At 63.1% G+C, this 12814-nt stretch carries 6 protein-coding genes and 1 pseudogene; 3 read left to right on the top strand and 4 right to left on the bottom strand.

Translation table 11 applies throughout. The features are described from left to right. Nucleotides 1-16: 16 nt before the first annotated feature. The gene (gene galU, locus OVA00_RS21995; protein ID WP_034786782.1) at nt 17-904 is read right to left on the bottom strand and encodes a UTP--glucose-1-phosphate uridylyltransferase GalU; all 888 of its coding nucleotides are present in this window, start codon (nt 902-904) and stop codon (nt 17-19) included. A gap of 398 nt (nt 905-1302) precedes the next feature. On the opposite strand from galU, the gene OVA00_RS21990 reads away from it, so the two are divergent. Continuing rightward, nucleotides 1303-2523: a lytic murein transglycosylase gene (locus tag OVA00_RS21990; protein ID WP_060581304.1), complete on the top strand. Its 1221-nt coding sequence runs from the start codon at nt 1303-1305 to the stop codon at nt 2521-2523. A 134-nt stretch (nt 2524-2657) separates the two neighbouring features. After that, complete coding sequence (locus OVA00_RS21985) at nt 2658-3908, top strand: SGNH/GDSL hydrolase family protein (RefSeq protein ID WP_442780545.1); 1251 nt, start codon at nt 2658-2660, stop codon at nt 3906-3908. Between the two features lie 89 nt (nt 3909-3997). On the opposite strand, the gene OVA00_RS21980 is transcribed toward OVA00_RS21985, so the two are convergent. Continuing rightward, entirely contained in the window at nt 3998-5455 is a 1458-nt protein-coding gene (locus tag OVA00_RS21980; protein ID WP_034786787.1) for a glutamate synthase subunit beta, read from the bottom strand. Between the two features lie 108 nt (nt 5456-5563). After that, entirely contained in the window at nt 5564-10288 is a 4725-nt protein-coding gene (gene gltB / locus OVA00_RS21975) for a glutamate synthase large subunit (RefSeq protein WP_034786790.1), read from the bottom strand. Nucleotides 10289-10842: 554 nt separating this feature from the next. Between gltB and OVA00_RS21970 the strand changes: the two genes are divergently transcribed. Beyond that, a complete protein-coding gene (locus OVA00_RS21970) occupies nt 10843-11889 on the top strand; it encodes a threonine aldolase family protein (RefSeq protein WP_268089615.1) in 1047 nt (348 codons plus the stop codon). A gap of 24 nt (nt 11890-11913) precedes the next feature. On the opposite strand, the pseudogene OVA00_RS21965 reads toward OVA00_RS21970, so the two are convergent. Continuing rightward, a pseudogene (locus OVA00_RS21965) lies at nt 11914-12770 on the bottom strand (LysR family transcriptional regulator). Between the last annotated feature and the right edge of the window lie 44 nt (nt 12771-12814).

The raw sequence follows: 12814 nt of genomic DNA, 5'->3' as shown, positions 1-12814 counted from the left end.
GAGAAGAGAAAGCCGATTACTTCAGGCTGCCGAGCAGGCTCTTCAGCGGGCCTTCGACGGTCGGACGGATATCGCCACGCTCGAGCGCGAAGGCGACGTTGGCCAGAATGAAGCCGTCCTTGGCGCCACAGTCATAGGTATCGCCACGGAAGTGGTAAGCGGCGAACTGCTGGTTGTCGGAAAGCTTGAGCATGCCGTCGGTCAGCTGGATCTCGTTGCCGGCGCCGCGCTCCTGCTTTTCGAGAATCGGGAAGATCTCCGGCTGCAGGATGTAGCGGCCGTTGATGAAGAAGTTGGAGGGGGCAGTGCCCGGTGCTGGCTTCTCGACCATCTTGGTGATCTTGAAACCTTCGCCGACCTTGTCGCCGACGCCGACGATGCCGTATTTGTGCGCCTGGTCCGGCGCGCATTCCTCAACCGCGATGACGTTGCCGCCGCTCTGCTCATAGAGCTCCACCATGCCCTTCAGGCAGCCCTTCTCACCCTTCATGATCATGTCGGGCAGGAGCAGCGCGAAGGGCTCGTTGCCGACGAGTTCACGGGCGCACCAGACCGCGTGGCCAAGGCCGAGCGGCGCCTGCTGGCGCGTGAAGCTGGTGGTACCGGCCTTCGGCAGGATGCCGTCGAGCAACGCGATCTCGGCCTTCTTGTTGCGCTCGCGCAGCGTCTGGTCGAGCTCGACCTGAATGTCGAAATAGTCCTCGATGACAGCCTTGCTGCGGCCGGTCACGAAGATCAGGTGCTCGATACCGGCTTCCAGCGCTTCGTCGACCACATATTGAATGACCGGCTTGTCCACCACCGTCAGCATTTCCTTCGGCACGGCCTTGGTTGCCGGCAGGAAACGGGTGCCCAGTCCTGCGACCGGGAACACGGCTTTGCGGACTTTACGCTTGTCGGTCATCGATACCTCCTTGAAAGGATTTCACTCATAACTCTTGCCGAATGGTCCTGGACGTCAATCCGTCCCGAACCATACAGCGCTCCGTAATGGAGCCGCAATCTCTATGCCGTCAGCTGAACACAGCATGAACCGACGAAACAAATGCATATGCGAACTCCACGACCAAGGCTTGACATTTTCTGTGGCCGAAGACGCCACCACATTTTCATGGTAAAGGGTTTGTTGACCACGTTTCTGTAGATTCGTTGCAATCCGGCAATGCAACAAGCGCGGCCGGATCCGAAACAGGAGCCGCCGACGACTGCCCCCACCGTCCAGGCTGGCCCCAGACTGCCACCTTGCGGAGTGATTCGGGCCATGACGGCCGAAGCTCCGCAGAGAAACGGAACCGACAGCTGATGATCAGAAACCGCAGGACGTTTTTCCGTCATATCGCAGCCGCCCTCGTCCTATCCGCCGCCACGCTCGGCACCTCCCCCGCGCGCGCCGATACCGGGTTCCAGAACTGGATCAACGAGTTTTACGCGACCGCCGCCCAGGCCGGCATCACCAAGGCGACCTATCGCCAGGCCTTTGCCGGCGTAAAGTCGCCCGACCAGACGGTGATCGACAAGGCCAACTACCAGCCGGAGTTCAAGCACAAGATCTGGGAATATATCGATTCCCGCGTGAACCCCTACACCAAGCGCGTCGGCCAGGAGATGGCGACCAAGCACGCCCGCACGCTGAACGCGCTGGAGAAACACTTCGGCGTCGACAAGACCATCCTGCTGGCCATCTGGTCGATGGAGTCCAACTACGGCGCCGTGCTGGAGAAGGATGACCGCCTGCACTACGTGCCGCGCGCGCTCGCGACCCTTGCCTATGCGGATCCGAAGCGGTCGAACTATGCCAAGAAGCAGCTGATCGCCGCGCTGAAAATCCTGCAGAAGGGCGATATCACCCCACGTGAGCTGACGGGCTCCTGGGCGGGCGCCATGGGCCACACCCAGTTCATCCCCACGAGCTACCTGCTCTATGCGGTCGACGCAGACGGAAACGGTCACCGCGACATCTGGAACTCGGTGCCAGACGCGCTGGCGACCGCCGCCAACCTTCTGAAGAAAAATGGCTGGCAGCCGGGCGAGACCTGGGGCTACGAAGTCGCCCCGCCAGCCAACGCCGCGAAGTATTCGGGCCAGACGAAGACGCTCAAGGAATGGGCGTCGCTCGGTTTTGCCCGGCCGAACGGCAAGGGCTTCCGCAACGGCAGCACACGCGCCGAGCTCAAGCTGCCGAGCGGTGGCAACGGCCCCGGCTTCCTGATGACCAAGAACTTCTTCGTCATCAAGCGTTACAACGCTTCGGACAGCTACGCGCTCGGCGTCGGCCTGCTCGCAGACCAGATCGCCGGCTACCAGGGCATGCAGCAGCGCTGGCCGCGTCCGGACGGTTCGCTTGACATCAGCGAGAAGTTCGAGCTGCAGAACCGGCTGAAGGAGCTTGGCTACTACAGTGGCGAAGTCGACGGCAACTTCGGCTCCGGCTCCAAGGCCGCGATCCAGGCATTCCAGTCGAAGAACGGACTGGCGCCGGATGGTGAGCCGACGCAGATGCTGCTGCGGGCGCTCCGCAACTAGCAGGTTCGAAACGGTTTCACGATCTGAGTATCCGTGAGATACAATAGGGCAAGCGCGCTGCACCCCCGTGCGGCGCGCTGAAACTTTGGCGCGGCAAGGCCGCCCGAATACGCGATGAACGGGGCAGAAAGCAGATGATCAGCAGGCGCCGCAGGCACGATAGCCGTACGCCGTTCGGGATTGCGACGATCTGCATTGCCCTTGTGGCGATGCTCACCGTCAGCCTTTTTGCGAGCTTTGCCGAGGCGCAGGAGCGCGTTCAACGCCGCACCTTGTTTCAGATGCTCTTCGGCGGCTTGACCCGAGAACGGCCGGCCTACCAGGATCGCGACTATTATCCCGAACAGCCGCGCCCGAAGCGCCAGCGCCAGCCGCAGCAGCGGCAGAAGGGCCAGGGGCAGCAGAAGCAGAAGCCAAAGGTTGCCGACACCCCTGCCCCGGCGCCGGTAGTGGTGGAGAAGGCGCCAGATGCCAAGAAGGTGCTCGTCGTCGGCGACTTCATGGCCGGCAGCCTCGGCGATGGCCTGAAGACCGCCTTCGAGATGACGCCCGGCATCACCATCGAGACGCGGGCGAACGGTTCGTCCGGTCTCGTGCGCGAAGACTATTTCAATTGGCCGGGCACGCTGCCGGGCTATGTCGGCGAAGTGAAGCCGTCGGTCATCATCATCAGCCTCGGCGCCAACGATCGCCAGCAGATGCAGATCGGCAGCACCAAGGAGAAGTTCCGCTCCGACCTTTGGACGGAAGAATATCGCAAGCGTGTCAACGCGCTGGCAGCCCTTGCGCGCAAGGAAAAGCTGCCGGTTCTCTGGGTCGGCATGCCGCCGTTCCAGTCGGCCGCGATGACCGCCGACATGGTCACCTTCAACGGCATCTATCGCGAGGAGATCGAGAAGGTCGGCGGACAGTTCGTCGACATCTGGGACGGCTTCGTCGATGAGGGCGGCAAGTTCGTTCTGACCGGCTCCGACATCAACGGCCAGCAGGTGCGCCTGCGCGGCGCCGACGGCGTCAACCTCACCAAGGCCGGCAAGCGCAAGCTTGCCTTCTACGTCGAGAAGGACATCCGGCGGCTGCTCGGCGATGCCGCCGCCACCGACAAGAACGTGCCGGGCGCCGACGAGCTCAAGGACCTGGTGGTGACCGCACCGCTCGGCAACGAGGATATCGTCAAGACCCAGCCGATCGGGCTGACCGATCCGGCGCTGGATGGCGCCGCGTCCCTGCTCGGCAGCGCCGCACCGGACAAGGGCAACGGCAAGAGCCCACGCGACCTGCTGGTTGGCAAGGGTGACGTCGCCGCCGCTCCGGCCGGCCGCGTCGATGACTTCCGCCTCTCGAAGCCAAACACGGTCATCAGCAACCCGGTGATCCGCAACTAGGTCGACGATCCCCATTCGGCCTTCTGGCCCTGCCACAAAAAAACCCCGCATCGCTGCGGGGCTTTTTCATGCTTGGGAGTAAACTTGGGTTACCGCGGCAGGGTGGTCGAACCCATCAGCGCCTCGTCGATCGCACGTGCCGCCTGGCGGCCTTCGCGGATCGCCCAGACGACGAGCGACTGGCCTCGGCGCACGTCGCCGGCCGTCCAGAGCTTGTCGACCGAGGTCTTGTAGTCGCGCTCGTTGGCGACGACGTTGGTCGAGCCGCGGCGGTCGGTGTTGAGCGTCAGCTTGTCGCCGAGGTCCTTGATCACGCTGTTGGTGAAGGGACCACTGAAACCGATGGCGATGAAGGCAAGATCCGCCTTGATGATGAACTCCGTGCCGGCGACCGGCTTGCGGCGATCATCCACCTGGCAGCACTTCACGCCGGTCAGGTTGCCGTCCTCGTCGCCGATGAATTCGAGCGTCGCCACCTGAAACTCGCGGATGGCGCCTTCGGCCTGGCTGGAGGAGGTGCGCATCTTCGTCGCCCAAAACGGCCAGACGGCGAGCTTGTCTTCCTTTTCCGGCGGCTGCGGACGGATGTCGAGCTGGGTCACCTTGACGGCGCCCTGGCGGAAAGCGGTGCCGACACAGTCGGACGCGGTATCACCACCGCCGACGACGACGATATGCTTGCCGCCGGCAAGGATCGGCTGCGACGGCCAGCCGACGCTGTCGATGTTCTCGCGGCCGACGCGGCGGTTCTGCTGGACGAGATAGGGCATCGCGTCATGCACGCCGGCGAACTGGACGCCGGGGATGCCCGCGTCGCGCGGGGTCTCGGAGCCACCGCAGTAGAGCACGGCGTCATGCTCGTCGAGCAGGCGCTGCATCGGAACGTCGACGCCGACATTGATGCCGCAGTGAAAAGTGACGCCTTCGCCGCGCATCTGGTCGACGCGGCGATCGATGAAGTTCTTCTCCATCTTGAAGTCCGGGATGCCGTAGCGCAGCAGGCCGCCGGGCTTGGTTTCGCGCTCGTAGACGTGCACCTCGTGGCCGGCGCGGGCAAGCTGCTGGGCCGCGGCCATGCCGGCAGGTCCCGAGCCGATGATCGCGACCTTCTTGCCGGTCTTTGTGACGGCCGGCTGCGGCACGATATAGCCCATTTCATAGGCCTTGTCGGCGATCGCCTGTTCGACGGTCTTGATCGCGACCGGGGTGTCTTCGAGGTTCAGCGTGCAGGCTTCCTCGCACGGCGCCGGGCAGACGCGGCCGGTGAATTCCGGGAAGTTGTTGGTCGAATGCAGGTTGCGGATCGCCTCGTCCCAGTTGCCGTTGTAGACGAGATCGTTCCAGTCCGGGATCTGGTTGTGCACCGGGCAGCCGGTCGGCCCATGGCAATAGGGGATGCCACAGTCCATGCAGCGAGCAGCCTGCTTCTGCACTTCCGGTTCTGACATCGGAATGGTGAATTCGCGAAAATGGCGGATGCGGTCGGACGCCGGCTGGTACTTTGCCACTTGCCGGTCGATCTCGAGAAATCCAGTTACCTTACCCATCGTTTCATCCTGAAAGCTGTGCGTCTGAACAGGCGCTTTTTGCGAGCGCGCGTGAGGGGCCCCCGAACCGATCTGTGATGAACCGGGAGCCTTGGTCACCGGGGCCTCCTATTCGGCCGCCTCTGCCATTTTCATGCGTTCCATATCCTCGAGCGCACGGCGGTACTCGACCGGCATGACCTTGCGGAATTTCGGCCGATAATCCGTCCAGTGATCGAGGATCTCCTTCGCCCGGGGCGAACCCGTGTGGTGAAGGTGGTTGGAGATGAGCTGATAAAGCCGCTCCTCGTCGTGGCGCGTCATGTCGCCCGACACGTCGACCATGCCCTTGTGCATGATGTCGCCGCCGTGGTGGTGCAGCTTCTCCAGCATGTCGTCCTCTTCCGGAACCGGTTGCAGCTCGACCATCGCCATGTTGCAGCGACGGGCGAAATCGCCTTCCTCGTCGAGCACATAGGCGACACCGCCCGACATGCCGGCCGCAAAGTTGCGCCCCGTTCCGCCGAGCACGACGACGACGCCGCCGGTCATGTATTCGCAGCCGTGGTCACCCACGCCCTCGACGACCGCGACCGCGCCGGAGTTGCGCACTGCGAAACGTTCGCCGGCAACGCCGTTGAAGTAGCACTCGCCCGAGATCGCGCCGTAAAGCACGGTGTTGCCGACGATGATCGATTCTTGCGGAACGATCGTCGCATTTTCCGGCGGCCGGACAATGATGCGACCGCCCGAAAGACCCTTGCCGACATAGTCGTTACCGTCACCCACGAGATCGAAGGTGATGCCGCGTGCGAGGAACGCGCCGAAGGACTGGCCAGCCGTGCCCTTGAGGGTCACGTGGATGGTGTCGTCCTTCAGGCCCTTGTGGCCCCAGCGCTTGGCAAGAGCACCGGCAAGCATCGCGCCGGCCGAACGGTCGACGTTCTTGATCTCGGCTTCGATCTTGACCGGAGCCTTGGTTTCGAGCGCGACCGCCGCTTCCTTGATCAGCTTGCGATCGAGAACATCGTCGATCGGGTGCTGCTGGCGCGTGGTCCAGTAGGTCTCTTCCTTTTTGGCTTCCACCTTGTGGAAGATCTTCGAGAAGTCGAGGCCGTTGGCCTTCCAGTGCGCAAGCGCACTGTCCTTTTCGAGCAGTTCCGAAGCGCCGACGATGTCGTTGAGCTTCCTGACGCCGAGCGACGCCAGGATCTCGCGCACTTCCTCGGCCACGAAGAAGAAGTAGTTGATGACGTGCTCGGCCGTGCCCTTGAAGCGCTTGCGCAGCACCGGATCCTGGGTCGCAACGCCGACGGGACAGGTGTTGAGGTGGCACTTGCGCATCATGATGCAGCCGGCGGCGATCAGCGGTGCGGTGGCGAAGCCGAATTCGTCGGCACCGAGCAGCGCGCCGATGATGACGTCGCGACCGGTCTTCAGACCACCATCGACCTGAAGGGCGACGCGCGAACGCAGGCCGTTCAGCACCAGCGTCTGCTGGGTCTCGGCAAGACCGATTTCCCAGGGGCTGCCTGCGTGCTTCAGCGAGGTGAGCGGCGAAGCGCCGGTACCGCCGTCGAAGCCGGCGACAGTGATATGGTCGGCACGCGCCTTGGCAACGCCGGCGGCAACCGTGCCGACGCCGACTTCCGAGACGAGTTTGACCGAAACGTCGGCTTCCGGATTGACGTTCTTCAGATCGTAGATCAGCTGCGCCAGGTCTTCGATCGAGTAGATGTCATGGTGCGGCGGCGGCGAAATCAGGCCGACGCCCGGGGTCGAATGCCTAGTCTTGGCAACCGTCGCATCGACCTTGTGGCCGGGCAGCTGCCCGCCTTCACCGGGCTTGGCCCCTTGCGCCACCTTGATCTGCAGCATATCGGCATTGACCAGGTACTCGGTGGTCACGCCGAAGCGGCCGGACGCGATCTGCTTGATCGCCGAGCGTTCCGGGTTCATCGAACCATCGGGCAGCGGCAGGTAGCGGTCGCTTTCCTCGCCCCCTTCGCCGGTGTTCGACTTGCCGCCGATCCGGTTCATGGCAATCGCCAGCGTCGTATGTGCCTCGCGGCTGATCGAGCCGAAGGACATGGCCCCGGTCGAGAAGCGCTTGACGATATCGACGGCCGGTTCGACCTCGTCGACCGAGATCGGCTTGCGGCCAAGGGCTTCGGCGCTCTTGATCGTGAACAGGCCACGGATGGTGTTCATGCGCAGCGCCGAGTTGTTCACCATCTCGGCGAACTCGCGGTAGCGGTCCTCTGCGTTGCCACGAACGGCGTGCTGCAGCGAGGCGATCGCGTCCGGCGTCCAGGCATGGCTTTCGCCGCGCATGCGGAAGGCATATTCGCCACCGATATCGAGCGAGTTGGCGAGAACCGGGTCGGCGCCGAAGGCCGCCTTGTGGCGGGCGACGGTTTCGGCGGCGATCTCTTCGAGGCCGATGCCTTCGATCGTCGTCGCCGTGCCGAAGAAGAACTGGTCGACAAGCTTCGACGACAGGCCGACGGCGTCGAAGATCTGCGCGCCACAATAGGACTGGTAGGTCGAGATGCCCATCTTGGACATGACCTTGAGGATGCCCTTACCGACGGCCTTGATGTAGCGGTAGACCACTTCGCTGCCGTCGACTTCCTTGGGGAACTCGCCACGCTTGTGCATGTCGGTGAGCGTATCGAAGGCGAGATAGGGGTTGATCGCCTCGGCGCCGTAGCCGGCGAGCAGGCAGAACTGATGCACTTCGCGCGGTTCGCCGGATTCAAGCACGATGCCGACCGACGTGCGCAGACCCTTGCGGATCAGGTGGTGGTGCACGGCCGCGGTCGCGAGCAGCGCCGGGATAGCCACGCGGTCCGGTCCGACCTGGCGGTCCGACAGAACGATGATGTTGTAGCCGCCCTTCACCGCCGCTTCCGCACGTTCGCAGAGCCGGTCGAGCATTTCCGGCATGCCTTCGGCGCCGCGCGAAATGTCATAGGTAAAGTCGAGCGTCTTGGTGTCGAAACGATCCTCGGTGTGACCGATCGAGCGGATCTTTTCGAGATCGCCGTTGGTTAGGATCGGCTGGCGCACCTCGAGCCGCTTGGCATGCGCCATGCCCTCGTGGTCGAGGATGTTCGGACGCGGACCGATGAAGGAGACGAGGCTCATCACCAGCTCCTCGCGGATCGGGTCGATCGGCGGGTTGGTGACCTGCGCAAAGTTCTGCTTGAAATAGGTGTAAAGCAGCTTGCGCTTGTCCGACATCGCCGAGATCGGCGTGTCGGTGCCCATCGAGCCGATCGCTTCCTGGCCGGTCGTCGCCATCGGCGACATCAGGATCTTGGTGTCTTCGAGCGTGTAGCCAAAGGCCTGCTGGCGATCGATCAGGGAAACGTCACGGCGGAGCGCACGCGGCTCCACCGGCTTCAGCTCCTCGAGGATCAGCTGGGTGTCTTCGAGCCACTTGCTGTAGGGGTGCTTTTGCGCGAGCGAGGACTTCACCTCCTCGTCGGAGATGATGCGGCCCTGTTCCATATCGATGAGCAGCATCTTGCCCGGCTGCAGGCGCCACTTCTTGACGATCTTGTCTTCGTCGACCGGCAGCACGCCGGCTTCCGACGCGAGGATGACGCGGTCGTCCGAGGTGACGATGTAGCGGGCCGGACGCAAACCGTTGCGGTCGAGCGTCGCACCGACCTGGCGACCGTCGGTAAAGGCGACAGCTGCCGGACCGTCCCACGGCTCCATCAGCGCTGCGTGGTATTCGTAGAACGCCTTTCGCTCAGGCGACATCAACTGGTTGCCGGCCCACGCCTCGGGGATCAGCATCATGACGGCATGCGACAGCGAATAGCCGCCCTGCACCAGGAACTCGAGTGCGTTGTCGAAGCAGGCGGTGTCCGACTGGCCTTCGTAGGAGATCGGCCAGAGCTTGGAGATGTCGTCGCCGAAGAGCGGCGAGGAAACCGAGGCCTGGCGCGCTGCCATCCAGTTGACGTTGCCGCGCAGCGTGTTGATTTCGCCGTTGTGGGCGACCATGCGGTAGGGATGGGCGAGCTTCCACGACGGAAACGTGTTGGTCGAGAAGCGCTGGTGAACGAGCGCCACCGCACTTTCGAAGCGCGGGTCGGACAGATCCTTGTAATAGGCGCCGACCTGGTAAGCGAGGAACATGCCCTTGTAGACGATCGTCGAGGACGACAGCGACACGGGGTAGAAGTTGCTCTCCTCGCCCTTGTATTCGTCATAGATGCGGTTGGAGATCACCTTGCGCAGCGTGAAGAGACGGCGCTCGAACTCCGGGTTCGTGGCGGCGTCACGGCCGGCACCGATGAAGATCTGGACATGGCGCGGCTCGGTCGCGGCGATTTCCGGCGCCTTCGACAGCGACGCGTTGTCGACGGGCACGTCGCGGTAGCCGATGAGCACCTGGCCCTCTTCGGTGACGACGTCCTTGATCACCTGCTTGAAGTGTTCGACGAGCGCATCGTCCTGCGGCATGAAGATGTGGCCGACGGCATATTCGCCCGCCTTCGGCAGGGTGATGCCCTGCTTGGCCATCTCCTCGCGGAAGAAACGGTCGGGAATCTGCACGAGGATGCCCGCGCCATCTCCCATCAGCGGGTCGGCGCCGACGGCACCACGGTGCGTCAGGTTTTCGAGCATGAAGAGGCCATCGCGCACGATCTGGTGCGACTTCTGACCCTTCATATGGGCGACGAAGCCGACACCGCAGGCGTCATGTTCGTTGCGCGGATCGTAGAGCCCCTGTTTTCGCGGCAGGCCAGTCGGGAATGCGGGCGTTTTTTCAGCCGTCGCAACGCTGTGTGCGAGGTTGAGCCCAGATTGCTGTGATGGCGAATGATCCGTCATCGTTTTCCCTCCTGTTGAACCCGGCACCGCCGGGCATGGCACCGCCCGCGCATGACTCTTCGTTGCGTGCAAAGACACGCCGAAAAGCCGGGGCACTCATCGTCTCATGATCCTGATCAGGTCGCAAATAAGCACGGCATCATCAGGCACTGATGTCTGCGACCATCCTGACGGCAGGCGATAACAACCGGATGAAATCCGGCCAATCCTCCCGCTTCGCACGCCGGATGCCACTTTTTTAGGCACTCACGGCGATTGTTCCGGTCCCTAGACCGAAATAGGACAGCAAACCTGTCCTATTTCATGTGCTCTATGCCAGAAACCACCCCCCTCTGCAAGAGGCATATCAGCAAATAATGGAGAAGATTTTGCCGAACATTGCCGGAAATTTCCGGCTTTTATAATTAAATTACGGCATATCGTCGTTTTCTTCATTTTGGTTTCAAACTGGTCTCCTGTTGGCCTTTCGGCCGCTGACCGTGATTGATCCGGCTATAAACTCGGCTAAGGTCGGCAAAAGCCGTCGAATTGACGGTGAAACAGGGTGAGAAGTGATGATTTTTTCGTCTGATAACTGGGCTGGCGCCCATCCCGCGATTGCCGAAAGCCTGATGGCCCATGCCGGCGGCTACGCGTCGGCCTATGGCACCAGCGAGCTTGACCGGAAGGTGGAGAAGAAGTTCGCGGACATCTTCGAAAGGGACGTCGCCGTCTTCTTCGTCGGCACCGGAACAGCCGCCAATTCGCTGGCACTGGCAACAGCCAACCGCGCCGGCGGCGTCGCCTTCTGCCATCGCGAGGCCCATGTCATCGCCGACGAATGCGGCGCGCCCGAATTCTTTTCGCATGGCGCCCGACTGAAACCCGTCGACGGACCGCGGGGCAAGATGGAGGCCTCCCGCCTTGAAGCCGAGATCCGGCGCTTCCCGCTCGATAACGTCCATGGCGGCCAGCCCAGTGCGGTATCGCTGACGCAGGCGACGGAAAGCGGCACGGTCTATTCGCTCGCCGAAATCGAAGCGATCTCGGCCGTCGCCAAGGGACACAAGCTGCCGCTGCACATGGATGGTGCGCGCTTCGCCAACGCGCTGGTCAGCCTCGACGTAACGCCCGCCGAAATGACCTGGAAGCGCGGCGTCGACCTCGTCTCCTTCGGCGGCACCAAGAACGGCTGCTGGTGCGCCGAGGCGCTGGTGCTGTTCGACCTCTCCAAGGCCCACGAGATGCACTTCCTGCGCAAGCGCTCCGCCCAGCTTTTCTCCAAGTCGCGTTTCGTCTCGGCGCAGTTCGACGCCTATTTCGCCGGCGATCTCTGGCTGAATCTCGCCCGTCACGCCAACGCCATGGCCACACGCCTGGCCGAGGGCATTGCCGCCGCAAAGACGAGCCGGCTTGCCTGGCAGGCCGATGCCAACGAGGTCTTCGCCATCATCAACAAGGATGTGGCGGCGAAGCTCAGGCAGGATGGCGCCGTCTTCTACGACTGGCCAGTGCCGCACGACCTCGAGGGCAAGCTTGCTAAGAACGAGGGCCTCTATCGCCTCGTCACCAGCTTTGCGACCAAGGCCGAGGACGTCGACCGCTTCGTCGCCAGCTGCTGAGCAGTATCGGTATCAGCCCTGCCTTCAAGACTGCCCTTGCAGGGTCCTCAGATTGGCGAGGATTTCGACCGAGAGCGCCGCACTCAGCTTTCGGTCGACGCCCTTGCTCGGCACCAGCACGAATTCCACGTCTTCGAGCGGCGGCAGGAGCCCGGCCGGATTTCCTTCAGCCCCGAGGGCACCATGCTGCGCGGCTGCACGAGCACGCCCATGCCGGCACGGGCCGCCGCCGTCAGGCCGCTGAGGCTGCCACAAGTGCATACGATCCGCCACGGCAGACGGTGACGGTCGAGCACTTCGAGCGCGACGCTGCGGGTGATGCTCGGCGGCGGAAAGGCGATCAGCGGCAGCACCTTGTCGCGCTTGATCCTCTCGGGATCGCGCGCCAGCCAAACCAGTGGTTCGCGATAGACGAGCTCGCCCCTGAGGCCGCCGAGCCTGCGCTTGGCAAGCACCAGATCGATCTCGCCATTGTCCTGCATCTGGTAGAGCACGCCGCTCAAGGCCACCGTCAGTTCCAGATCGACCGACGGATGGGCGCGGACGAAGTCTTCCAGCACCGCCGGCAGCCGGCTCATGACGAAGTCCTCGGAGACCCCGAGGCGGAGACGGCCGCGCAAACTGCTTTCGGCAAACAGCGCCCGGACCTCGCCGTCGATCGCCAGCATCGAACGCGCGTGGGCAAGCAGCGCCTGCCCGTCTGCCGTCAGCGAAACGCGGTGCGTATCGCGGTCGACGAGCGTGCGTCCGAGCGAGGCTTCGAGCCGCTGGATATGCTGGCTGACCGTCGATTGCCCGAGCGATAGTTTTTCCGCTGCAAGCGTGAAGCTGCCCATCTGTTCGAGGGCGACGAAACTGCGCAACTGCACGAGATCCAACATGGCTCATCTCATTTCGTGATAACTGTTATTCCTTGCATCCTGCT

This window comes from Ensifer sp. SL37 (assembly GCF_026672675.1).
GTDB lineage: Bacteria > Pseudomonadota > Alphaproteobacteria > Rhizobiales > Rhizobiaceae > Ensifer > Ensifer adhaerens.
This window is presented reverse-complemented; position numbering and strand designations above follow the sequence as displayed.